The organism is [Clostridium] hylemonae DSM 15053 (genome assembly GCF_008281175.1).
Lineage (GTDB): Bacteria > Bacillota > Clostridia > Lachnospirales > Lachnospiraceae > Extibacter > Extibacter hylemonae.
Genome location: NZ_CP036524.1, coordinates 1285253 through 1311096, shown reverse-complemented (window position 1 = coordinate 1311096; position 25844 = coordinate 1285253). Strand labels below are relative to the sequence as shown.

Annotated in this window: 24 protein-coding genes; 2 read left to right on the top strand and 22 right to left on the bottom strand. The window is 42.3% G+C overall.

The features are described from left to right. Window positions 1-11: 11 nt before the first annotated feature. From LAJLEIBI_RS06060 to LAJLEIBI_RS06050, 3 genes are all read right to left on the bottom strand, one after another. The gene (locus LAJLEIBI_RS06060) at window positions 12-968 is read right to left on the bottom strand and encodes an ABC transporter permease (protein WP_243132930.1); all 957 of its coding nucleotides are present in this window, start codon (window positions 966-968) and stop codon (window positions 12-14) included. An 84-nt stretch (window positions 969-1052) separates the two neighbouring features. Continuing rightward, entirely contained in the window at window positions 1053-2078 is a 1026-nt protein-coding gene (locus tag LAJLEIBI_RS06055; RefSeq protein ID WP_050765517.1) for a sugar ABC transporter substrate-binding protein, read from the bottom strand. 284 nt (window positions 2079-2362) lie between these two features. After that, a complete protein-coding gene (locus LAJLEIBI_RS06050) occupies window positions 2363-3262 on the bottom strand; it encodes an AraC family transcriptional regulator (RefSeq protein WP_006443627.1) in 900 nt (299 codons plus the stop codon). 371 nt (window positions 3263-3633) lie between these two features. On the opposite strand from LAJLEIBI_RS06050, the gene LAJLEIBI_RS06045 reads away from it, so the two are divergent. Next, window positions 3634-4416 (top strand): zinc ribbon domain-containing protein, encoded by a 783-nt coding sequence (locus LAJLEIBI_RS06045; protein WP_167534356.1) that lies wholly within the window; start codon window positions 3634-3636, stop codon window positions 4414-4416. 13 nt (window positions 4417-4429) lie between these two features. After that, on the top strand, window positions 4430-5089 hold the full coding sequence (locus tag LAJLEIBI_RS18330) for a zinc ribbon domain-containing protein (protein ID WP_006443625.1): 660 nt from the start codon (window positions 4430-4432) through the stop codon (window positions 5087-5089). Between the two features lie 4 nt (window positions 5090-5093). On the opposite strand, the gene LAJLEIBI_RS18665 is transcribed toward LAJLEIBI_RS18330, so the two are convergent. The 19 genes from LAJLEIBI_RS18665 to LAJLEIBI_RS05950 form a co-directional block, all read right to left on the bottom strand. Next, the gene (locus LAJLEIBI_RS18665; RefSeq protein ID WP_006443624.1) at window positions 5094-5222 is read right to left on the bottom strand and encodes a hypothetical protein; all 129 of its coding nucleotides are present in this window, start codon (window positions 5220-5222) and stop codon (window positions 5094-5096) included. Window positions 5223-5312: 90 nt separating this feature from the next. After that, complete coding sequence (locus LAJLEIBI_RS06035) at window positions 5313-6797, bottom strand: cohesin domain-containing protein (protein ID WP_040435131.1); 1485 nt, start codon at window positions 6795-6797, stop codon at window positions 5313-5315. Between the two features lie 85 nt (window positions 6798-6882). After that, on the bottom strand, window positions 6883-8097 hold the full coding sequence (locus LAJLEIBI_RS06030) for an LCP family protein (protein ID WP_006443622.1): 1215 nt from the start codon (window positions 8095-8097) through the stop codon (window positions 6883-6885). A 105-nt stretch (window positions 8098-8202) separates the two neighbouring features. Beyond that, the gene (glf, locus tag LAJLEIBI_RS06025) at window positions 8203-9297 is read right to left on the bottom strand and encodes a UDP-galactopyranose mutase (protein WP_006443620.1); all 1095 of its coding nucleotides are present in this window, start codon (window positions 9295-9297) and stop codon (window positions 8203-8205) included. 7 nt (window positions 9298-9304) lie between these two features. After that, complete coding sequence (locus tag LAJLEIBI_RS06020; RefSeq protein WP_006443618.1) at window positions 9305-10825, bottom strand: lipopolysaccharide biosynthesis protein; 1521 nt, start codon at window positions 10823-10825, stop codon at window positions 9305-9307. Window positions 10826-10827: 2 nt separating this feature from the next. Further along, a complete protein-coding gene (locus LAJLEIBI_RS06015; RefSeq protein WP_050765516.1) occupies window positions 10828-11904 on the bottom strand; it encodes a glycosyltransferase in 1077 nt (358 codons plus the stop codon). 9 nt (window positions 11905-11913) lie between these two features. Further along, window positions 11914-12894 carry a glycosyltransferase family 2 protein gene (locus tag LAJLEIBI_RS06010; protein ID WP_006443615.1) on the bottom strand — a complete coding sequence of 327 codons (981 nt, stop codon included), beginning with the start codon at window positions 12892-12894 and terminating at the stop codon, window positions 11914-11916. 11 nt (window positions 12895-12905) lie between these two features. Continuing rightward, window positions 12906-13919, bottom strand: a complete 1014-nt coding sequence (locus LAJLEIBI_RS06005) for a zinc-binding dehydrogenase (protein WP_006443614.1) — start codon at window positions 13917-13919, stop codon at window positions 12906-12908. Next, window positions 13912-14628, bottom strand: a complete 717-nt coding sequence (locus LAJLEIBI_RS06000) for an IspD/TarI family cytidylyltransferase (RefSeq protein WP_006443613.1) — start codon at window positions 14626-14628, stop codon at window positions 13912-13914. Before LAJLEIBI_RS06000 ends, LAJLEIBI_RS06005 begins: the two co-directional genes overlap by 8 nt. Before the next feature lie 158 nt (window positions 14629-14786). Further along, window positions 14787-16613, bottom strand: coding sequence for a glutamine--fructose-6-phosphate transaminase (isomerizing) (gene glmS, locus LAJLEIBI_RS05995; RefSeq protein ID WP_006443612.1), 1827 nt, complete (start codon window positions 16611-16613; stop codon window positions 14787-14789). A 171-nt stretch (window positions 16614-16784) separates the two neighbouring features. Continuing rightward, entirely contained in the window at window positions 16785-18179 is a 1395-nt protein-coding gene (locus tag LAJLEIBI_RS05990) for an LCP family protein (protein ID WP_006443611.1), read from the bottom strand. A gap of 51 nt (window positions 18180-18230) precedes the next feature. Beyond that, window positions 18231-19835, bottom strand: coding sequence for a DUF6020 family protein (locus LAJLEIBI_RS05985; protein ID WP_006443610.1), 1605 nt, complete (start codon window positions 19833-19835; stop codon window positions 18231-18233). Between the two features lie 70 nt (window positions 19836-19905). Then, window positions 19906-20241 (bottom strand): DUF2304 domain-containing protein, encoded by a 336-nt coding sequence (locus tag LAJLEIBI_RS05980; RefSeq protein WP_167534354.1) that lies wholly within the window; start codon window positions 20239-20241, stop codon window positions 19906-19908. A gap of 22 nt (window positions 20242-20263) precedes the next feature. Next, window positions 20264-20983 carry a glycosyltransferase family 2 protein gene (locus LAJLEIBI_RS05975; RefSeq protein WP_006443608.1) on the bottom strand — a complete coding sequence of 240 codons (720 nt, stop codon included), beginning with the start codon at window positions 20981-20983 and terminating at the stop codon, window positions 20264-20266. Window positions 20984-20999: 16 nt separating this feature from the next. Beyond that, window positions 21000-21440, bottom strand: coding sequence for a GtrA family protein (locus LAJLEIBI_RS05970; protein ID WP_006443607.1), 441 nt, complete (start codon window positions 21438-21440; stop codon window positions 21000-21002). Between the two features lie 38 nt (window positions 21441-21478). After that, the gene (locus LAJLEIBI_RS05965; protein WP_006443606.1) at window positions 21479-22345 is read right to left on the bottom strand and encodes a LicD family protein; all 867 of its coding nucleotides are present in this window, start codon (window positions 22343-22345) and stop codon (window positions 21479-21481) included. Continuing rightward, complete coding sequence (locus LAJLEIBI_RS05960) at window positions 22345-23571, bottom strand: glycosyltransferase family 4 protein (RefSeq protein WP_006443605.1); 1227 nt, start codon at window positions 23569-23571, stop codon at window positions 22345-22347. Before LAJLEIBI_RS05960 ends, LAJLEIBI_RS05965 begins: the two co-directional genes overlap by 1 nt. Before the next feature lie 85 nt (window positions 23572-23656). Then, window positions 23657-25306, bottom strand: coding sequence for a glucosyltransferase domain-containing protein (locus LAJLEIBI_RS05955; RefSeq protein ID WP_006443604.1), 1650 nt, complete (start codon window positions 25304-25306; stop codon window positions 23657-23659). 18 nt (window positions 25307-25324) lie between these two features. After that, window positions 25325-25843: a GtrA family protein gene (locus tag LAJLEIBI_RS05950; protein ID WP_006443603.1), complete on the bottom strand. Its 519-nt coding sequence runs from the start codon at window positions 25841-25843 to the stop codon at window positions 25325-25327. Window position 25844 lies beyond the last annotated feature (1 nt).

Here is a 25844-nt window from a genome sequence, read left to right as displayed (position 1 = left end):
CCCATACCACCTCAGTCTCTCTTAAGCTTGGACATACAGTCTACCGCTACCGCGCCTATGATAATGATACCCTTGACCGCATCCTGCCAGTAACTCGACACACTTGTGAGCTGCATAATGTTCAGAATGAGTCCGAGAATGAGTACGCCTACGACAGAGCCCCACACATTTCCCCTGCCTCCGTCCAGAGACAGTCCTCCGACGATACAGGCTGAGATAGCAGTCAGCTCATATGTATCTGCCGCGTTTGCCGCGGCCAGCAGAGTCCTGCATGACAGGACCACGCCCGCGAGGCCCGCAAAAAAACCGCAGATCACATACACAACCGTCTTTACCAGCTTTGTGTTAATACCGGACAGCCATGCCGCATTCATATTCCCGCCGATGGCGTACACATACTGTCCGAATCTCGTGTACTTCAACACGAGAAACGCTATGACAACGCAGGCCAGCCAGATGATCCCCGCCACAGGGACCGGGCCCAGATAGCCCATGCCTACGACGCCGTACGCCTCAGGTATCCCATAGATGTTGAACCCGCTCGTAATGATATAGACAGCTCCGCGCGCGATCGTCATCATTCCGAGAGTGGCCACAAAGTGATTCATACCTATCACAGTCTGCAAAATGCCATTAATGAACCCGCATACGATGCCGACCGCCAGTCCCGCAGCCAGACCCACGATAAAGCCGTAGTCAATGAACGCATATGCCGACATCACCCCGGACAGCGCACAGACTGAACCGACCGACAGATCCACGCCGCCTGTGATGATGACAAATGCCATCCCCACCGCCAGAAGACCATAGACTGCATTGTGCCCTAACAAGTTGATCAGATTCTGGACAGTACGGAAAGTCGGAGAAATGAACGCACACACGACCAACATGACTACGAGCACGAGCAGCATATTATACTCCCGCTTCATCCTGAATTTTTTCTTTTTTTCTGCTTCTTCTTTACCCATCTGTATTCCACGCCCTTTCAATGTTATATATCCGACTGTTCAGGGGCCGCGGCATATAGCCCGTATGCCGCGGCCCCCGGTCCTTTACCAGGATGGTGTCACATCATTGACATTTTCCGAAGTGACCATAGGAAGGTCTGTCTCGATAAACTTTTCCTTCAGGGAGTCCTTATCTCCGAAGAAATATGTCTCTATCGTCTTAATACCGACCTCGCACTGCTCCGCAGGATCCTGAAGCACTGTGCCGTATATCTTGCCGGCCTTGATGGCATCCCACACTTCTGTCGGCATATCCATACCGACAATCTTGCCCACAAGCTCCGTACGCCCCGCAGACTGTACGGCCTGAAGCGCTCCTACAGCGTCGTCCGGCCCTTCACATACAATGGCGTCGATCTCTCCGGCCGGGTACTTGTTCAGCATGTTCTGGATAGAACTGATGACCGTCTCCTTGTCGTGTTTACATGGGATCCGCTCCAGTATATTGACACCCATATCATATCCCTTTTCATCCATAATACTGTCAAAGCCGCCCTGGCGCAGCGTCTGGTATGTGGCGCCGATAACCCCCTGGATATAAAGGATATTGCAGCTGTCCATCTGGTCCTTCTCGATCATGTCAAGCAGACAGTTTGCCATCTGCTCGCCGCTGAGCGTGTCGTTCGCACCGATGAAGTAGCTGTAGGCGTTCTCGTCTGTTATCGACCTGTTTACGGCAAATACCGGAATCCCCGCCTCCATGGCTTTTTTCAGAGACGGCTCCACCGCGTCGCTGACCGCGTTGATCAGTATGGCGTCGACTCCCTGTGTGATGAAGGTCTCTATCTGATTCACCTGCAGCGCAGAATCTGAAGCGCCGTCCTGGAGAATAAACTCTATATTGTCATACTCTTTCTGCGCATCGAGAAGCTCGTTGTACATGGCCGCCTGAAAGCTGATCGTAAAATCACTCAGCGTTGCGCCGACTGTGATCTTGTCTTTATTGCCGCTGTCCTCCGTCTTTTTTTCCGTCTTCTCTGTGTCAGCTTTTCCGCCCCCGGACGAACACGCACATACGAGCATAGATACGATGACCAACAATATTGCCGTACTTTTTAATCTTTTAGACATACTTTTCCTCCTTTGTATAAACTTTTTCATTTCCGCCTGTATCATACAGTCCCAGTAATATAGTTCCGCCTGTCCACCTCCGTTTCACACTGATTTATCGTTCAAACTGTACAATCTGCATGAAACAGACTGTTCTTATGTATTTTCATTATATTTACATAATTGTTTGTATGATATAACATAGTTTTCATTTTTCATAACAGAGTTGGTAATTCCCGCCTATTGACACACAAAAAAAGACATCCAGATGAATTTACTGTCTTTTTCATCCGAATGCCTTTTCTCTATTTTCCGCATATTTCTTTTTTATACTGTGTCGGTGTCATGCCAATCACTTTCCGGAACATTTCCGTAAAATAGCTGCTGTTCGTAAAGCCTGACTCGTATGCGATCTCTGTTATAGAATACCGGTCGTCTGCGATAAGCATAAAGCTCTGCTGGATTCTGTAGGAAGTCACATATTCCATGGGACTTTGACGGAACACTTTCTTGAACAGCCTGCAGCAAGAGCTTTTGCTCAGCATGCATGCCCCTGCGATATCCTCCAGCGTCATCGGGTTCTTATAATACATCTGTATATAGGCAAGCGCATCCTGTATTTTATACAGCTCCCTGTTCATCTGGATCGCGTTTTCTTCCACATGTCCCGTCCTTTTGTAAAGAAGTTCCCATAACTCCAGCATCATCTGCTGGACTTTCAGTTCATAGCAGACTTCTCTTTTGACGTATGTATCTGTTATCTTATATATCAGGTCTATCATCCGTCTCTGCTGTATATCTTCCGGGCGCACAATGCGATAGAGCAGATCCTTTTGCGACTGCAGCGTTTTCACATATTTCTCATATATAAGGCTCTTTGCATTTCCTCCGAGCAGCGCGGGCTCAAACCGGATCACACGGTAACTGCAGTCTTCACGATTCACCATTCTCGCCCCGTGCATGACATGGCTGTTTATAAAGACTCCCTCGTTCTCCCTGATCATATGTGTCTCCTCCCCGATCCGCTGTTCCAGCGCTCCCTCCGTAACGACGAGCAGCTCCATCTCCGGGTGCCAGTGGCTGATACACAGGCCGTATGCATAGTACGACAGCTTCTGGAATTCCGCGGCAATGGGGAACTTGCCGTCTAAAGGCTGTCTGAGTTCCTTTCCTTCTTTGTCGGTCTGTATCTTCTTTTTCTCCATGTACAACTCACCTGAATCCTTTCCGGTAAACTTGTTAAAAATGCATCAGATATTACACATAATTCAAATTATATCACCGAAAACTTTTTGTACCATCGATAGATTTCCACTATTTTACCACACATTTTTTTTAGTGCAATAAGAATATAGTCACAGTTTATAACACAATTATTATTATATTTTTGATTCCTTCCTAACAAAATCTCTATTTACTGATTTTTGGATTATTTTTACTTATTATTCAGATATAGTCTGTTTTTGACGAATTTAGTAGATTAGCAGAACAATACATGGTAGAATATTATTACAATATATAATACTTTATTGTATTTATTTAAAGGGAAAATATGAGGTGTATGGGAGGTAAAGTTATGGCGTTGATCCAATGTCCAAATTGTGGAAAGGAAGTTAGTGATAAGGCTGAAAAATGCCCAAATTGTGAAACATTATTAAGAGAACCGCCAAAAAAAGTGTGCAAAGAATGTGGTCAGGAGTTAAATGAAGGAGTGCTCATATGCCACAAATGCGGTTGTCCGGTCTCAACTGAGACAAGTGAAAGGGGATCAAAGAAAAAAGGTTCCAAAAAGCTCATAATAATAGCAGTCTTAATTATAGCCGCACTTTTAATTATCATATTTGGTGTAAACAGCTATAATAAAAAAGTGGAAGAAAACAAAAAAATAGAGATATCAGAAAATTATGGAATAAACATTAAAACGGCTACCACAACTATGTTAAAAGGGGCGTCTGATGCAGAAAAACTTGGCGTATTGATCCACGATGTCTGGTCTAATACGATCTTTGAAAAAAGTGACGCTGAAACGGACATGTATACTAAGACAGATGGAAGATTCAACAATGATTTTAATGATTCATTAAATAAATTATTTGCAGATTCCACTTATCAGACCAGACTCAGCGCAGTGAAGTCAAACCAGACAAATGTGGAGCGGATAATGAAAAAGCTGCAAGATCCCCCTGAGGAATATCAAGAAGCATATAACGCAATTAAAGATTATTATGATGCATATTTAGAGATCATAAATTTAGTCATCAATCCTTCTGGAAATTTGCAGACTTTTACAAGTAATTTTAATGACGCAGATTCTGCTGTAGTGAAATATTATGCAGCCATGAAAATATATACGGAATAAAAGGAGAGAAATTATGGCTCTGATAAAATGTCCTGAATGTGGTAATGACGTATCAACCAAAGCAACAGAATGTCCGAATTGCGGATGCCCGCTGAATAAAGCAGAGTTTAGTAATGAAAACAAAACCAAAAAGAAACTATCAGTAAAAAAAATTATAATTGCTATTGTGGCACTGATCTTTATTTTCTTTCTACTAATAGAGATTTTTTTGACTAAAGATTATGACGCACCATTAGATTACAGTAATGTTTTAGGCACGCCCGCTGATGATTTAGATGACATTGTGATGACAGAGGACTCTATGTCCATACTTTTTAAAGAGGACGGGACTTTACTGTCAGGAAGAGAAAGTGTCGTATATAATGATATGAATGGCAAAACAGAATACAGGTGTTTTGATGCCGAGATAAAAGGATTAGCGCCATATGATATTTACTATGTGTCCTGGAGTACCGGTTCAGGTAATGAAGAACAGGAACTGTTTGATGACAATACGAGAGATACTATCATCAAACAGTATGATAAACTCTATGGAGAACATAGCGACTCTTCAACACAAGGCGACGGCCGTGTAGAACATAAATACAGATGGAAATTGAAAGACAAAAAAATATTTGAGATCACAGTGTACAGTACAATGAATTATATGTGCTTAACATGGAAATTTGAATAAAAATCTAATTAGAAATTGTTTCAAGTTTTGTGTAAACAGAAAAACTGATATAAGATATGTTGATAGTTACATGGGGCAGAGCCGGTTTTCCGGTATCTGCCCTTATTTGCATTATGCTTTTTCTTTTTGGCATAATAATACCTCCAACCTGTTGTAATTATCTTACATCAGTTTGGAGGTTTACACGATCTTTGGAATAATATCCTTTTATTTCAAACCTTGATCAATCCAAGTCAATAAAGTCAACCTTGAACATATCGTCGGTCTCCATGTGGCCGCGCTTTTTCGTCTTTGATTCACTCAGCAGGTCATCCAGATCATCAATATCATCATCCAGGGAATCATCATACAGCGCTCCGTCGTCATAAGGCTCAAAATCATCCTCATCGATCAGATCATCCTCATAGTCTTCAAAGTCATCATCGTCATAAGAGGCGTCCTCGAAATCGTCTTCGTCAAAATCATCCTCTTCAAAATCATCGAAGGAGTCCTCTTCTTTCTTCTTTTTAAGTCCTGACCTTGTAGCTGACTTGTCTTTAACGGCAGGCCTGTTTTTCTCCGGCTCTTCCTCCTCGTCAATCCCATATTCATCATACAGGTCGTCCAGCTCCGCATTGCGGTTGTGGAGCTTCACTGCCAGCACGATGATGAGGATAAGAACGATGAGCGCGCCGAGCCCTACGATAAGGACCATCATCTGTATGTGCTTATCTATAAAGTTACCTATCTTACCCATCAGAGAGTTGTCTGTCTTTTCTTCTGTTGTATCAGCTGCCTCATAACGCTGGTAAGTGCCTTCACCGTCGTCATACTGGTAATATCCTTTATCGCCGCTGCTGTTCACGGCATATACGACATAGAAGCCGTCCTTTTCCGTATTCTGCCAGGCAGGAAAATCTTTACCGTTCAGCGTAAGCGTCACTTCCTGGAATGTCTTCGGCAGCTTTCCTCCCGCCTTCTCACTGAGCAGCGCTATGGATGTCGTATCGGAAATATTTATCTGTTCAAATGGAGAAAAGGTCGCATTATCTGCATTGTACAGGAAGAAATCCCCTTTGCCTTCACCGTCCAGAAGGTAGCCGAGCGTGATGCCGCTGGCCTCCTGCGCCACCATCTGACGCGCCTGGCCTTCAAACTGGATCTCCGTCTTTGTATAGCCTGCTGGAATGTCTGCCTCCGCAAAGTTATCGGATAATTTGTAAGCTGTTCCGTTGACTTCTACATCAATATCATCTGCGCTGGAAGTATTGCCGCCGTCTGTAATTTTGGAAGGGTCCCCTTCTGCAATTTTGACCGCGGAACTTCCCTGGTCCAGCGTGAGCGTTCCGCCTCCGCTTGACGCTATCGTTGCGCTTGACACACTGACACTCGTATCGCCTTCCTTAAGCGCCTGGAACTTTATATTAAAAGTCGCCTCCTCTGAACCGCCGGAGCCTGTACAGGTGAGAGCGCCGTCGCCGTCTGCCGTGACTCCGTCGCCGGAGTCAAATCTGAGCGCCGAACTGTCATACGTCAGTTTCACTTCTATATTACCAAGGCTGCCGCTTGTAGACTTGACCACACACTTTACTTCAACCATTTCACCGACCGCCGTCTCCGGGTCCGTAAAAGATATCCGCCCGTCGGCCGCCTCGGCAACCATTGAAAAGCAAGGGACACATAAGCACAGACTTAATAAAATTATGCTGATCTTCTTTAATATCTTCATGTTCTTATCCTCTTTCTCCTTCGATTCTGATCATCAATGTTAGAAATATTCTATCACATCTGACATCATTTTACAAAAAATCTTTCTATTGGTATGTTCCGGTATCGTCAGTTCCGCCGCCGGATGTTCCTTCTCCATATGCTCCCTGCGTATTACCGCCTGCATCATTGCCGGTATCTGTATTTCCGCTTTCCCCGTCTTTGTTCTCGTCAAGAGATGCGGGCCGCACAACTCCGGTCACGTAAGCTATCTCATCAGATATATTCCGGACGGTCTCAGATACGTTCCCGGCCTCCTCGTTCGGATACAAAAACTCGTGCAGCTGCTTTACATTTTCAGCAAGACCGAGCGCGACAACAACACTTCCTGCATTCTGATATGTGATCCCATCCTCTACATCAAATGGAAACCCTGTATTTTCACCAAGCTTGTATTTTGTGACATCTGACGCCAGGCCGATCAGCTCCTTCAGCGAAAAACTAGTAGACACCTGTTCAAATACTGTATCGATGATCTTATTGATCGTAGCCAGGTCTGTGTGCATCACTTTTTCAAATATCTTCTCGATCACCAGCCTCTGGCGCTCTGTACGGGTATAATCACCGCCGGCCGTGGAACGGATACGTGCATATGTAACTGCCTGTGTCCCGTCCAAATGTTGTTTTCCCGACTCTGTAATAAATTCAGCTTTCGTTCCTGCAACATCCGCCGTCTCCTGAAGGAATTCATTCATATACTGTACTTCTTCCTGCTTGATGTCAATATCAAGACCGTCCAGCAGGTCTATCGTGTCTACAAGCGCCTTAAAGTCAACCGTCACATAATCTTGTATATCAAGATCCAGGTTTTTATTCAGCATACTGATGGATTCTGCCGGTCCGCCTGCAAAATAAGCATGATTCGCCTTGTTATAGCTCATATTTTTCTGCTGAAGAAGCGTATCCCGATAGATTGAAGCAAGCCTTATCTCTTTAGTTTTATTGTCGATAGCTGCTACAATGATAGTATCCGCGTGCGTACCTTCCTCCAGCTGTCCATCTCTGGAATCCCCGCCAAAAAGCGCAATTGTAGTGTATCCTTCTTTCTCTTCCACACCCTCATTAAGCTGCAGATCTTTCTTATCAATGTTTACTGCCTGCAGTTTATCAAACTTCATCATTGCGTATGCAACGCCTGACAGCAGGAGCAGCATGATAACTTCCACTACGAGTACGACCGCTCTGCGCCTTCTTCTCTGTTTTTTCTTTCTCCTTGCCTTGATCGCTTTTTCGGCCTTCAGAGACTTATTATTTTTCGCCATAATCAGATCCTTTTTTACCTTTTGCTCATTAATCCTACATTATATTACTATATTATGGAACAATCCGCAACTCATGCTTATTGAACTGCTGAAGTTCAATAAATTTTACAGGTTTTCCTCTGCGCATTTCAATGCTTCGGCTACTATATGGTGCATATCATAATACTTATATCTGCCGAGTCTTCCGCCGAATATAACTTTTTCTTCCTCAGCTGCTTCTCTGGCATATTTTTCATACAGCAGGTTATTTCTTTCATTATTGACCGGATAGTACGGCTCGTCTCCCCGCTTCCATGGCGCGGAATACTCTTTGGACACAACGGTCTTCGGCTGGGTGCCGAACTCAAAATGCTTGTGCTCTATGATCCTCGTATAGGGAACTTCATACTCCGTATAATTTACGACCGCGTTTCCCTGGTGATTCTCCTCATCCAGCACTTCGGTCTCAAACCTGACGGAACGGTACTCAAGTTCACCATATTTGTACTCGTAAAAAGCATCAATCGGACCTGTATACACGACTTTCCTGCTTATTTTATCGAGCTGCTCTTTCTCTTCCAGATAGTCCGTATTCAGCCGTACTTCTGTCTTGTCCAGCATCTTTTCAATGATCTGAGTATATCCTCCGACCGGTATGCCCTGATAGCAGTCATTAAAATAGTTGTTGTCATAAGTCAGGCGCACCGGAAGCCTCTTGATGATCTCAGGCGGTAACTCTGTCGCTCTGCGCCCCCACTGCTTTTCCGTGTAACCTTTTACAAGCTTTTCATATATGTCTTTCCCCACAAGGTTGATGGCCTGCTCTTCCAGATTCTTCGGTTCTTCAACGCCAAACTTCTCTATCTGCTCAGCGATCTTCTCCTGTGCCTGTCCAGGCGTGACAACGCCCCACATCTTATTGAACGTATTCATATTGAACGGCATGTTATATATCTCACCTTTATAATATGCAATCGGACTGTTCGTATACCTGTTGAATTCGGCAAACTGCCGGATATATTCCCACACTTCTTTATTGCTCGTGTGGAAAATATGCGCGCCGTACTCGTGGACCTGGATCCCTTCCACTTCTTTTGTGTAAATATTGCCTCCGATATGGTCTCTTTTCTCTACCACGAGACATTTATATCCTTTTTTTCCGGCTTCATAGGCAAATATAGAACCAAACAGCCCTGAACCTACTATCAGATAATCATACATATTCTTTCTATCCTCTCTGTCTTCCTATACTTTTCATTCTCTGCACTACTTTTTTAAATTCTGCCGGCTCACATATATAATTCAGGCCGAGCAGAATGATCATGGAAACGCCGCCCGTTATTACCGCGTAGATACCCCATGTGAGAAATGAGGTCATCTGCTGCGGTACCACATTTATAAATACACATATGATGACAATGACCGCCAGTACATTCCGCAGAATTCTTTTTAGTGTACTCTTTCCTGTGCCTTCCACCAGATATTTCCTGTTGTACAATATTATCTCTACCGACCTGAACGCATAGGAACATACGGTCCCGAACAGCACGCCGTTCATGCCGAATCTCCACACTAAGGATAAAGAGACCACTATATTGATCGCTGCTTCCAGAACTGCCTGTCCCCTCGTCTCTTTAAAATGCCCGGCGGCGCATATGATCGTGAGCCCCGGTATTCTGACGTTCTGCAAAAATATGATCAACGTAAATAAAATGGCAGAAAACGGCCTTATATAGTCTGCGTCCGTGACATGCAGCGTGTAGATGGACACAAACGGCAAAAGCAGCACGCCCATACACGTGCAGACACACATGAGTATGATCATGTACGTGTATTCGTAATTTGAATAGCTGTCTCTGAGCACCTGCTTTTCTCCTTTGGAGATCACCTCTCCAAACCCTGCGGTCAGACCGTTTGAAAATGAGGTGAGCAGAAGATTCATGGCATATATGACCATATTATAGATTCCGTATACACTCACTTCTATCAAAGACTTGCTTCCGAGACATACCGTCAGCAAAACAACATCTGTATTGTTGACGATGACCCCTACAACCTGGTGGAGCAGCGCTGCTCCCCGCTGCTTCAGCCCGTCCATTTTGGGCTCCGCTTTAAAATCTACCTCTTTATACCAGCGCCTGACATATGCTTTTACCAGAAAGAACCGCAGAATGTACACAAGCGTAGCGATTCCCTTTACCAAAAGCACATTGGCATGATTATATATGAGGACAATGGTAACTGCCATATTCAGTGTTGTCCCAAGCGCCTGAATATAAGCGATCACATAGCCCTTTTGATTGGCTGTGAGCAGTACCTTATACTTTCCGAGACAGAAATAATCTACTAAAGTGCTGCTCGCCAGGATCAATATCATAGTCCGCACAAGAGATGCGCTCAGCTGCTGGGTGATAAGATATGGATATATGAACACAAATCCCGCAACGAGCGCGCCGAACAGATATCCCGATCTGTTGTAAAACCTTCTCGTCGCGGATAAGATGCCGTTTATCCCGCTTTGATCCTCTTTGGCCAGAGGACCGTAAAGGGCAACGACGGAGGCCGTACCGACACCAGCTTCGGCCAGGCCAAGGTAAATGAGAAACTGGTTTACCGATGTCACCATACCATTTATGCTGGAGCCGTATGCTTCCAGAAAAAAACGCGGAAGAACTATACCTGACAGAAATACGATCACCTGAAGAAATATATTGGCGATCATATTTTTCATCGCTTGTCTGCTTCTCATCACTACTCCTCGATCACTTCTATCCACTGTTTCAGGATCTTTTCTTTACTGAACTTATCTCTCATGCCGTCATACTCTGCAAACCTTCTGCGTTTGCCGCCATCTGAGATAAGTTCTTCTATCTTTGCTTCCATCTTTTCCAGCTCATACGGCGGTATCAGAAAACCGTTCCGCCCATCCTCAATAATCTCGTTCGGACCTGTTTCCACATCAAAGCTTATCATAGGAAGCCCGACGGCAGATGCCTCCAGCAGCACAAGCGGAAGCCCTTCCCGGTAGGAAGGCAGGACGAGAAACGCATACTCCGAATACAGCCTGTACGCTTCTTTTACATTTCCTTTCAGGATAAGCTGGAATCCCAGACCGTATTCCGCTATCTTGGCAGCCGTCTCCTCAAAAGTCTCGCCGGTCCCGTACACATGCCACTGCCAGTCCGGATGCGCAGGCAGTACAGTCTTCGCCATCTCCACGAGCATATCATACCCCTTTTCTTTCCCAAACCGGCCGACAGACAGAATTTTCCGGGAGCTGTCGTTATAATCCGTTCGGGCTGCGGCCACTTTATCTTCGATCCAGTTATAGATACACGCTACTTTTCCGGGTCTTGTATGGAATCTGGATATATAGTCTTTCCTCGTCTTTTCGGTCAGGACAACGACTTTGTGCGACGTAAGCGCATCCCAGAAACGGATCGCCGTAATATCCTTCTGCTTCCACTGGTTCATAAGCCCTCCGTGGTCACAGTATATATACTTCGCCTTTGTGAAAAAACGTGTGAAGGAGGCGATCAGCGCCGGATAATTGCCCATCAGTATAACTATATCAATATGGTTCTCTTTGACATAATGGATAAAAGGCCGGAATGTTCCCTGAATCATTCCGCGGAGCCGCTTCTCACCGGTCAGTCCTTCTGTAAACACCACTCTTTCATCCAGTTTATAGGCGGATTCCCCGCCTTTGTTCACAGCATACACAAAAGTCTCGTACATACCGCTCAGTTCATTGGCCAAAGAGGCTGTAACCTGCTCTACTCCGCCTGTCACTGACATATCAAAATCTACAAAACAAATCTTTTTCATTTCAGCCACCTATGAGAAAAGTCCTTTACTTCTCTTTTCATTCATCATTGTCAAAGCGCGGTAAAGACGGACATTTAACAATAACGCTAATGCTCCCAGCTTCCTGGCTCTGTGAAAATAAGGATTTTTCACAATACGGACAGTGTTTCTTTTGAGAAATCTTATAACCTGCCTGTACTCGGGAATTTCCCGGTACCCATCCTCCTGAAGCATTCTGTCAAGAATCGCAAAATACGCCCATATCAGCTTAAACCTGGCCTCCGTCAGTATTGCAGGGTATTTCTTCTCGACAACACGAAGCGTATCTTCGTATGCGTATATGAACATCATTGCATCAGAGTCAAACTTCCTCGTAGTTATGCTGTTTTCCCGGTGTACATAATAATACAGCGGCGTTGTGTCAACGTAGACACTCTGTACTTTCTGCATCAGTTCGGTATGGAACCCGACATCTTCGTATACGATCCCTTCCGGATAGCCTATATCTTTAAGTATCTCTGCCTTGATAAGCTTATTGCAGGAACTTCCCGGAATCTTTTCTCCGGTCAGCAGCAGGCCAAACGCTTCACCGCCGTCACACGCAAACTGTTCGATCCCCTCATACTGCGGTATACATCTTTGCTGATATACGTTATATAACCCGCACGTCGCCATATCCGCACCGGAAGTAGTAATGTTGCCGTAAAGTATTTCCAGCATGTTTTCCGCGATATAATCATCACTGTCAACAAATAAGATATACGCGCCCCCGGCAGCTTCGATCCCTACATTTCTGGCTCTTCCAGGTCCCATATTCTCCTGTGATATATAACGGACCCTCCCGTCTTTATCAGCATAGTCTCTGCATATAGACGGGCTGCGGTCAACGGAACCGTCGTTTACCAGTATCAGTTCAAAATCCTCAAATGTCTGTCCCAATATGGAATCCACACATTTATTCAGATATTTTTCCACATTGTATACCGGAACAATAATGCTAACTGCAGTCATAATCTATCTCCTTATAATCCCCATTCAAATACAGTCTTAAACGGCGTATTCCTGTCTGTCCTGAATACTCTGTGAATGTCTTCGACAGAGCTGACTTTTTCATCCTCAAAAGTTATCATATCAAGCCTCTTTTGAAAACGTTCATTTTTCATCCACTTAACAGCCTGCTCAAAGTCTGCCCTCCCGGAACGGCTGCTTCCGATCACTGAAAGCCCTTTCTCGAGTACATCTCTCGTATTCACCGCCACACGGTTCTCACTCACGCCCATCAGCATTACTGTCCCCTGCGGATTGATGTACCGGATGATATCCTCTATTGCATAATAACTCCCGTCGCCGCCGCAGCATTCAAATGCATGGTCCACCTCAAACGACTCCGGCAGTTCTTCTCTCAGCACAGTTTCATCTGCAAAGGTAAAGTAAGAAAGCTTTCCGGGATTTTTACCGACAACGATGATCTCACTTGCCGGAAATGCCTGCTTCAGCAGATTCGCCACTATAAAAGACAGGCTTCCGTCCCCCCATACGCCTATTCTGTCTCTGATTTTATGGGAAATGCCGTCAAATCTACGGATACTGTGTGCCGCCACACTTATAAATTCCGTAATCGCCGCCAGCTTCTGCGGTATCCCCTCATGACGCACGAGCCTGTCCTCCGGCAGACTGATGAACTCCCTCAGAAACCCGTCCTTTCCGCTTGAGAGAAATCCTGCTCCCTTTGCATAATTCTCCAGTATGATATCACTGTGCTCTCCCGGCACGTTCGGTATGAGCACAACTGCCTCTCCCGCCTTATACTTCCCCGACGGATCATAAAGAACTTCCCCGCAGCACTCATGTATAAGAGCCATCGGAAGCTTTTTATCAAGGATATGACGCTCGCGCTGTCCGGTATAATATCTCTGATCAGCATGACAGATCGACATATAACGCGGCTTGATGACCACCTGATCCCCGAACTGGGTCTCCTCATATTTGACAGAAAACGTACCCGGCGCTACCAACTGATATACATAATTAATCAACGACTTTTCCTCCGACCATCGCCTGCGCTACTTTATAGTCGCTCACTGTTGTCACCTTCAGATTTGAAGGTTCACCCTTTACGAGATAGACCGGTTCGTTCTGGACAACAGCGATTTTACATGCGTCCGTAAGGACCGCTTTCTCCTCTTCGTTCAGCGCGGCATATAATTTTTTCAGCAGATCAACCTGAAAGCTCTGTGGGGTCTGTCCCTGGTACATTTTGCTCCGCACCGGAATATCAGTGATCATACTGCCATCCTCTGACACAACGATAGTGTCTGTGGCCGGTATTACCGTATCACAGACCTTATGTCTCCGGACCGCTTCAACATTGTCATTGAGAATTCTGGACGTAACGAACGGTCTGACGGAATCATGCGTGATAAGGTAATGCTCCTCACTTTCTCCGTAATCCCGCTCAACTGCATCTACTATATTCATGATCGTGGAATTGCGGTCGCCCCCGCCCGGAATAATGTGGACGCATTCTTTCCGTATGTTGATATATTTGTCCACCAGATCCTCCATATGGACCACCCAGTTCGGATGTACCCCCACATATATCTGTTCAATTTTCGGACAGAGTAAAAATTTTTCCAGTGTATGGATCACCATTGGCTTATCGCCCAGATTTAAAAACTGTTTCGGCATATCCGCCATATTCATCCTTGAACCTATGCCTCCGGCAAGAATCCCTCCAAATACCATATCTATCCTCCGCAATAATTATTTCTTAATCTATTTTTAACAGTCATGTAACATATTATAACAAATTTCTCCATTCACCTCAACCAGAACTACTTAATATTCCATTAATTCTTCATGAATATAAAAAGGCATGGATATACCATGCCTTAATTTGACACTTATTCAACTGTAACCGACTTGGCAAGGTTACGTGGTTTGTCGACGTCACATCCCCGTCCCACAGACACGTAATAACCAAAAAGCTGGAGAGGTATTATGGCCAGAGAATTCGTAAAATATCTGTTCGTCTCCGGTATGTATATAACGTAATCAGCCGCGCGCTCTACTTCTGTGTTTCCTTCCATCGTCACCGCCATCACGAAAGCCCCTCTCGTGCGCACTTCTACCATGTTGCTGATCATCTTCTTATACAGTGCTTTCTGCGTGAGGACAGACGCCACGAGAGTACCCTCTTCCACGAGCGATATCGTCCCGTGCTTCAGTTCACCCGCCGCGTATGCCTCAGAGTGAATATAAGAAATCTCCTTTAACTTAAGAGATCCTTCCATAGATATGGCATAATCGATGCCCCGGCCGATAAAAAATATGTCTCTTGCGGCCAGATAACGGTTGGCGAACCGCTGTATCTTCTCCTTATTGTTCAGAAGCATCTCCACCTGCGCCGGCAGACTTTTTAAATCTTCCAGCATATCGGCCAGCACCGTATCGTCAATCTTCTCTTTGACGTAAGCAAATTTCATGGCCAGAAGGTACAGCGATATGAGCTGTGCCGAGTAAGCCTTTGTCGTAGCCACGGCTATTTCCGGACCCGCCCACGTATACATGACATTGTCTGCCTCTCTTGCTATCGAACTTCCGACTACATTTACGATACCTAACACCCGGGCTCCTCTTGCCTTTGATTCCCGGAGCGCTGCCAGCGTATCTGCCGTCTCCCCGGACTGGCTTATGACGACTACGAGAGTTCCGTCCTCCAGTATCGGATCACGGTATCTGAATTCAGACGCCACATCCACCTCTACCGGAATGCGCGCCAGCCCTTCAAAGATATATTTGCTCGTCACCCCGGCGTGGTATGCCGATCCACAGGCAACGATCATAATTTTTTTGATCTCTTTTATCTCTTCTTCTGTCATGTTCAGCTCGTCGATGACAATGTTACCGTCCTTCACTCTCGGAGAAAAGGTATCTGTGATCGCTTTCGGCTGTTCGTACATCTCCTTCAGCATAAAGTGTTCGTATCCGCCCTTTTCGGCAGCATTTACATCCCACTCAATTCTCACAGACTCTTTCTCGATCATCTCCTCATCCACATTAAAAAACTCCATCGTAGAATCCGTCATGCGGACGATCTCCTCATTTTCAATGAAGAATACATCTCTCGTATACTTCAGCACGGCCGGAACATCGGACGCAATGATATTCCCGCCCTTCGTGTGCCCTACTATGAGCGGACTGTCCTTTCTTACGGCATACAGTTCGTCCGGATGGTCCTGAAATACGATCCCGAGCGCGTAGGAGCCTTCCATACGGTGCATGATCTTAGTGACCGCCTGGAGCGGATTACCGTTATAATAATAGTCCAGAAGATGTGCGATGACTTCCGTATCTGTCTCGGACACAAACTCATATCCATGTCTCTCCAGCTTTTTCTTCAACTTCAGATAATTCTCTATGATACCATTATGTACTACTACGATACTCTCATCCTTATTAAAATGAGGATGTGCGTTTATATCTGAAGGCGAACCGTGCGTGGCCCATCTTGTATGGCCGATGCCAAGAGTTCCGGGAAGTGTCTCCCCGTCGTGCGTCAATTCACTTAAGACTTTTAGACGCCCCTTGGACTTTATCATATCAATCTTTTCACCATTATAAACTGCGATGCCGGCCGAGTCATACCCTCTGTACTCCAGTTTTGACAGACCGTCCAGAAGAATCGGAGCCGCCTGCTGGTCACCGATATATCCTACTATTCCACACATATTTGTACCTCCGTTTTTTGTATAATCAGCTTCTAAATTTGTACAAAAGGCTCATTTTTTTGCACTATCAGTTTGTATTGTAACAAATTCTTAACAATTTGTAAACCTTATTTTCTAAGTAAAAAAATCAATCGGGATACTTCATGCATCCCGATTGATTATTTATGATAACTATTCTGTTGTCCCGCCTTCAGACGGAGTATCAGGTGCCGGAGGTGTCGTTCCTCCCGAACCGCCTCCTGTCTCCGGCTGTTCCGTATTTCCCGAACCGCCGTCTCCGCCTCCGCCGTTGTTTCCGCTTCCGCCGGAACCGCCTGAATTGTCTCCTCCTGGACTGTTTCCTTCATTTCCAGTCCCATTTCCTGAACTTCCCGGATTACTCGGAGGCGTATAAGTATTCCCTCCTCCGCTGTAATTGTTCCCCTTCTCCTGCGCCGCGTCTTCGGGCGCAGTTGTATAAGTCTGACTGTTCAGTGTCTCGTCATCTGTCGCCTCACGCTGACCGATCCTGCTCACTATGCTGCCGCTTATATTCTGAACTGTGGAAGATACGGCATACTCCGATTTTCCGTATAAAAATTCATGCAGCTTCTGTACGTTATCTGCCAATGTTACAGGAATCACTATACTTCCGAGTCCTGAGATTGTATCGGTAGTCTTGTCAAATGGAAAACCTGTGTTTTCTCCTAACGTATATTTTGCAAAATCTTTTGCATATGACAATATTTCCGCTGTAGTAAAGTTAGTAGATATAGAAGGCAGCACTTTATCAACAATATCATTGATCGTCGCAAGATTGCTTCCTTTTAACTTATCGACCATTTTCTCGATGACCAGACGCTGCCTTTCCGTACGGGTAAAATCGCCGCCGGCAGTCGATCGTATACGGGCGTACGTTGTAGCCTGAACGCCGTCCAGTGTCTGGGAACCGCCCTGCTCAACATAATGAACCTCTTTACCCGCAACAGCTCCTGTTTCATCAATAAATTCATTGATATATTGAACTTCTTCGTCCTTCACATCAATTTCAACGCCGCCTAATAAATCAATAACTTCTGCCACAACACTAAAATCTACAGTGATATATTTCTGTATATCCAGATCAAGATTCTTATTCAGCATATTTATAGCCTGTTCGGGGCCGCCAAAACTGTATGCTGCATTACACTTCTGCAGCTCACCGTCCTTTATATCCAACAAAGTATCTCTGTATACTGAAGCCATCTTTATTTCCTTCGTCTTATTATTCAGGCTTCCCACGATAATACAGTCCGTCCGTGTACCTTCGGCCAGATCACCTTCTCTGGAATCCACACCAAACAATGCCACATTAGTAAAGCCTTCTCCGGCCTCCTCCGCCTCTGCATTGATTATGATATCCTCCTGGGGGATTTCCTTTGTATCAATTTTTCCAAGCTTAGCAGCAACGTAGACTACACCGGAAGCTGCCAGAGCTAAAACAACGCCTCCAAGACATACTCCAACTTTTTTACCAGTGCTCAGCCTCGTAAACCAGCTGCCTGTCTTTCTGCGCCGCCTGCCTCTTCTTCCTCTTCTGTTCGCCATAAAACACCTCTTTTAATCTTGGCTTATTTCTTTTACTTTACATATCTTACACTATATCTTTTGATTCATCAAGTAATAACTGCTGCTTTCTTGTTTTGTTCCTATGACAACGTACAGCGGGACAGTTACAATTAAGGAATATACATATCTGAATTCAGCAAATACCGGCGTCGCTGCCATAAGCGAAAGAAGTATCGCCGCTACCGGTATAAAAGGTAAAATGTTTAACCTTCGGTATATGGACCAGAACAACATGAAAAGCATGATACATGTGTAGATTCCTATGGTCCACAGCCATCCAAGGATCGGAATCCCTTTTAATACAGATTCTAAATTCATAAACACTTTATCGACAAGGCCTGTTGGCAATTTGGAATCGCGAACAACACCAAACGTATTCTCCTTCACTTCCGTAGCCGTCACCCAATATTTAACTCCAGGACTCCAAAACCCTCTCGTCTGGTCGATCTGCGCTTTGAGATACTCATACGGATATTTACATCCCAGTTCAAACCAGAGCTTCAGAAATTCCGACTTATGAGTAGTGATATAATCCTGATTATTCTTTTCTCTGACCAGCGTCTTGATCGGATCTGAAATGTGAGCGGTATATGTCTCCTCTATACGATCGATATCAACCACATTGCGCAATAAGTCCTCCTGTTCCTTTGTCAGCCTGCCACCGTCTACTATCACTCTGGCAATATGCTGTGCCGGAATAGATAATGCCTCAATGGCATCCGACTGTTCTATCCCTACTTTATTCATTACAGGGCCTTTCACGATCATTGTCGGAAGTAATGTACATACACATGCGATGATCATCTGCTTTCTATATTTTTTCATAAAGATTATCATCAAAGGAATACATATCAAATATGCATAAAAACCATTTGTTCTGAGAAGGCACATTAATATGCCGGAAATACAAAGAAATATCCAGTTCCATATTCTTATGTTATCATTTTCTCCTATTCTCCATAATAATGTAGAAAATAACAGCACTATTCCACCCATGATGACATCTTTCCACATTGTAACAGAATACATCGCATTAAATGGCATGACTGCATAATATAAAACACACAAGAATATACACCATTTTTTCAGTCCGATCCTGTAAAACTGTGTGATCACATAACTGTAAATACAGGACATTATCAGCATTTGAACAATAATATAACAGGCCGCTCCTCCGTTAGGATTGCCGATCAGAGCCGTTCCTATCCGATAACACAGCCTGATAAAGAGTGTGTGTATCAACGGCTGCTGATTATTAAGCTCTCTTAAACCAAGCACTTGTTCCAGTTGAAATTCCGAATCCCAGGTTATTATCCCAGGATAAAAAGCCAGGAAATAAGGAAGCCAGCAAATCAAACATATAATAAATATAATTAAGAAAATCTTCCATTCAGAACAGGATTTTCTTTCTCCACAGCTATCCCACGATTTCAAAATATACATAAGTATATTAATACTTAAATACAAAAGCAAAAAGCCTGCTAAGAGGCCCACTAATAAAAACGCAAATCCCCTGACACCCTTTCCGGTAAAATTCGCATAATGCCCCACAAATAAAAGCAAAGAAAATAGTATGGAAATAAACACTGCCAGCCTCTTTTCATTTTTGCTGTTATTTATTTTAACATACTTCATTTTATTTCTCCTTAGTCGTTCCAAGTATCTTTAAGGCCTGTTAAAGCAGCCCCTCCAATAACAGTTTCTATTATTTCTCGCTTTTTGATTTTTCATTTTCTGATTTGTAAAGTGAAACTTCCTGTATTATTTTTTTTATTTTCTCCGACTGTCTTGAAACAATAACAGACAGTGAAAGGTTCATCCCTATCAGCCAGATAAAACAGAAAAAAAAGATAAAGTTTGAAGAAGTTTCAAACCCGACATATTTAACGATCTTATATATTAGTTCAGGTACTAATGCGATGATCACCATAATAACGGCCGCAAGTATCCACATCAGAGAATATTTTAATTTTAAATTTTTCTTATTTACATTATATACCACAATAACCAAAAAAACGATTGCGAGAACAATCAGTTCCATTCTTAATGTGTCAGACATCATTTTAATCACCTACTTTTCTTTGAAGGCTCGAACAAATTATTGCCAACGATACTTTTATCATATAATAAACAGACTTCCACGAAGATATTGAAGATACTCCGCCTTCCCGCTCGAGCATATTTACCTGTACTTCACCAATGCGAAACGAATGCCTTGACAAGTCAACAAGTGATTCCGGCTCCGGGTAATCAACCGGATAGTTGGCAGACAGGTATTTTATAGCCTTTCTGTTTGCCGCCCTGAATCCCGATGTCGGATCGTTCACACTGCACCGTGAAAAAACTTTTATAATAAACGATAAATAACTTATCCCTATCCGCCTTAGAAAAGTCGACTTAAATTCGCTTTGTCCATGCAGGAATCTGGAACCTACCACAAAATCTTTTTCACCATTTATAACAGGATCTAACAATTGCGGAAGACTATTAATATCGTGCTGACCGTCTCCATCAAATTGGACCGCTATATCATACCCATGTCTGTCTGCATATATATAGCCGGTTTGAACAGCTCCTCCTATACCAAGATTCTGTATCAAGTTAATAACATTATAATTATGTTCCGTACATATTTTCATGGTATTGTCACCGGAACAGTCATTGATTATGACATATTCCAATTCATACGCCGGCTGCCTTTTCTTAAACTGTTCCACTTTGCCGATCACCCGGACAATATTATCTTCCTCATTGTATGCTGGAATAACTAACAACACTTTCATGTCTATTCCTCTTTTCTTAAGTTTTGAAAATAAAATACTTACTTAATATATAGTTTAACAGGACTGCCGTAAATGCAAGAATAATTTTAGCGATCAAAATACCGTCCAAAAGATAAAATTGGAATCTGCCAACCTGTATTACCTGCACCGCAAATAAAAGTCCCAACTCCTCTACCAAAAGAAAAGTACCTATTCTGGCAGATACAAAAGAGATGGCCTCCTTTATTACTATTCCAGCCTTCCATTCTTTACTTTCAAAAACAAACTGCTTATTTGTTATAAAAGCAAACAGCGTAGCGGCAATAAAAGAAAAAATATTCGACAACAAGTAATACTGTCTGCCCATTATATAATTAAAACCGATAAATACAATAAAATTAACTAATGTGGTCAAAGCCCCAAACACAATGTAAGAAAAAGTTTCTTTATTTATCAAAATACTCCGCAATCTTTTCATCTATACAATTCCTGTCCTTTTGCAGCAGAAATATAAAACTACTTCTGTTTGCAACAATAATACTTCCCTTTATAGTGTTTATAGTTTTTATCTAAATCACAGATAAGTACGTCATGATGGGCTGCCCGCTTCTCCTCTGGTGGAAGCTTCATATAATCCCCAAAAGCAATTTTAAGATATGCGTCGTATCCCTGCGGTACCGGCATCATATGTCCCTCAAACTCTTTATATACTGCTTTATCAAATGCCTTTTTCGGATACCTGTTTTTCATATAATGCGGGCCTGCGCACAATTCTGTAACATATTCACAATCTTCTATTCTATATTTTGTCATCTGCTTTTCCGCAAAACGCCAAACTTTATACCTGAGCTTGAAAGATGGAATTATAGCCAACGCCGCTTTTCCAAGCAATTCCATAATTTTACCGTGATTCTCAGGAACCAGCTGAGAACGATACAAGGAATATACCATAGCCCACATCAACTGTACTTTACGCCGGAACTTCCCGGAAGGACATCCGTCTAAAGGAAGTACATCCAGAATCAGACCATGACTTATATCCAGATTATTTTGATACGGGCGGATAAATGTTGTATTGTTGTCTCTGATATTCAAGAATAAATTGTGATCTGTATAAAACTCATTTGAATCCACCAATGCATATTTTGAAGTATCAGCATTTTTTTTCCATAAACGTTTCAATAATTCATAATCTTTTCTTGGCATAAATACATCCACATCATCATCCCATGGAATAAATCCCTGATGGCGAACGGTACCTATACAACAGCCCCCACAGAAATAAAACAAGAGATTATTTTCATCGCATATTTTTTTGAAGTAAAGTGCCATCTCCAGACTTTTTTTCTGTATCCTTTTTATCTCTTCTTTGCTGTAATCCATTACATTGAATCCTTTTTTAACAATTCTTCCATCAGCTGAACTATCTTATTATAAGAACAAGGCCTGTCGAATTGCTCTTCAGCTACAGCCCGCGCTCTGTATCCCATCTGATTTCTTTTTTCTTCATCATTATAGAGTTCCAATACTGCATCAGCTAATATAGTCATATCCTCAGCTTCTATATTAATCCCAAATCCATCACTTATAACTTTGTTTCTAAACTCGATACTGCTGCATGTATTGATCATAGGCTTGCCGGCCGCCAAATAATCCCCAATTTTTGTAACTATACTTTGTGGCGCTTTTTTTACAAATGAATTCACCAATATATCTGACTTCTTCAAATAGGCCGCCATTTTTTCATAAGGGGCATATCCAACAAACTCAACATTTCCTGTCAAAGTCTTTGCATAGCTTTCTAATTCTTCTTTCAGAGGACCTCCCCCTAATATCTTAAAGCAAATATCTTTATATCCTCTCTTTTTTAAAACATCAGCGGCTTGTATCATTGTCTTAATATCATAGCTTGTTCCGATCGTACCTGCATACGACACCCAGAATTCATCTGAACTCTTCTCAATGTGCGGCATATTAATAGCGGCACCTTCATCAAATTGTCTTAGTTCATTGCCAACATAAACAGTTGCCTTAGGAATATCTCTATTACTTCTTTTAAATGGTCTCCCGGTATATTCATCAGATGTCCCCACTACCCCGGAACAAAGATTGTACACCTTTTCCGCACTTCTAAACAATGGGTAAAATAAAATATTACTGATAATTGGTATATCAATTACCATATGCATTGCTTCCGGCCATAAATCGTTAACATCAACCACAAATGGAATATTATTATCTTTTGCAAACTTAGCTGCTGCCAATGCAACATCATTAGGCGGTATTTCACAATATATTAAATCATAATCACCATACTCAACAAGCATCTTTTTTAAATTTTTTGCAGCTATACGGTGACTCCAGAGCCTTCTCACATCAATGTTCTTTTTGTAACCCGGTTCTGGTATAAATCTAAGATTAAAAGGATACGTATCTTTCTCAATCGATTCCAAATTACGTTGTTTTTTTGCCCAATGTTGAAAGGACGTTGTTAACAAATCAACATCATATCCTTGCGCAGCTAAAAACTCAGCCAAAAACCTAAACCTTGTATAACCATTTTCATTATTTAATTTGACTCCCATTGTAACAATCGCTATTTTTTTCATAAATGCTTTTTATCCCTTACACTATAATACAATTATTTTTTGCCATAACAGAAAAAGTGGATAAACATATTATCAAAACATGTCATTAACCCAGATTGACTATTATATATTCGCCCCTATCTACTATATATCCTTCTGCCGGGTATCCTGGTATTTTGTTTTCATTCACAAATTGTGCCGCCTCTGAATATATTTGCACAAAATTGGCTGCCTTATAATCAAATCCATAATACTGAAATAATTTTTCCATTGATTCTTGTGAATCAAATGCAGTAATTGACCAGGTAATTACCGAATTTATATTATTTACAGGCAATTTTCTTTCAGTATTATTATATATTTTTTCATAATCCACTCCAATATAAACTGAGAGTGCCTTAGAATAAACTTTCCACCTAAAATCATCTTTCTGAATGGAAACCGCCTCTGTTATGCCTTCGCTTAAAACATACCTTCCAGTAAAAATGACTGGTTTATTTAAATCCGTCGTCGCTTTCAAATCTCTTCCAATATCACGTACCACATTTGCCTCTTCCTCTGAACGTAAATGATTTATTGTCAAAAAATAGTTCATATATACCGCTTGATGAATGCAAAGAATAACACTTGCAATTGTTACAATACCACTAATTATTTTAAGTAGGCTGTTTTTGCTGTCCTGCAATATGTATATTAGAATCATAAGCGAAAAAGCAACAAAAACAGCGAAGACTTGGCTAGACCTATAGTTTGAAATCGACCCTTGGATAACAGAAAGAAGAATAAGGGAAAATAGCATACCAGCGCCAGGAAGTAGCAGCATGTAAGCTTTCTTTCTTACACATAGTATTATCCCAATCATAATAAAAATCAACCCCAAAATCAATAATACAGTAATGGGAAAATATATTATCCCCTTAAGAATGTACTGCTTAATACCTCCTGTTATCAGATCTTTTATACTCTGAAGCTTTGATACCCGCCCCCACATTATCTCAGTATCTCCATTCTTTCCTTCCGTAAGACGAAATAGATATAAAAAAGAGCGATGGATAACTACTCGAAATATCACTCCTGTGATTAAAACACTGGCATATATCATTCCATGCTTCAATATCATTTTTAAAGTTGTTTTCCTCTCTGTTTCAAATAATATCTGAAGCGCAAAAATAGCAAAAACCATAAATACATACACTACTGCCAGAGATTCATAAGAAGCGCAGACAATCGTAAGCAATAAAACGGAAATAAACCAACAATACCGCTTAAACTTCCCCTGCATTTGCTCCCGCATGATAAGCAACGCTATTGAAACGAAAAAAAAGCCACCGGTCACACATAGATTTGCAGTTGTATATTCCCATATCTCAATCATTAAGGGATAGGAAACCAGCATACAGGAAAAAACTGTATATGCCTTCATACAAATCTTATCCTTTGCAATTCTGTAGAATAAAATGCAAAAATTCACTGCTGACAATATAAACAGAACAACAGCAATTACATCTATCGCAAATGAATTCTGTGGCCATTTTGTTTTATAACCAAAAAGCTTTGACCAAAATACCATTCCAAAACGACCAGCCGAAAGCATTATATTTCCGTTTCCTACATAGCGGTCACCGTCCAAATCATCTATACTTACCGAATTATTGGCAGCAGCAAATCCATAACTGATGACACTTATTACTATGATACATAATATATACACTTTATTATTAAGGAAATATTTCAAGTCCTCCTTATACTGTTTCATAGCTTACCTCTCTTACGCTTAATCATCATTTTTCTTAAAAGCCCAAAATTTGTTTAATACAAAATTTAGTGGCACACTTATGAGCAAATTAATTATTGGAGCTATGATCTTGGGCATACCAAAACATCGAACCCATACAATAGAAAGAATACTATTCAAAACGATTCCGGTAAACCCATAGGATATATATGTCTTTAATAAAGCACGAGGCCAAAAAATATTTTCATTTTCTGCATTAAACACACATTTTCTGTTCCAGTAAAAGGACCATAATACACTCAGTGAAAAAGCAATAAATTGAGCTAATATATAGTCTATTCTGGGAATCAATTTGTTTTTCTGCAGGAACAATAGTATTGCGGCATAAATCGAATAAGAAATAATCGTGTTACTAAATCCAACTATGCCAAAGCGTATAAACTGCTCTATTTTGTCCCAGTCGTTGTCCGTAAGCTTCATATGAAATATTTTTATGATTATAAACCTAACGATGTTTTCCAATATTCTCCAAATAAATATTCCAATATTTTTCATCATA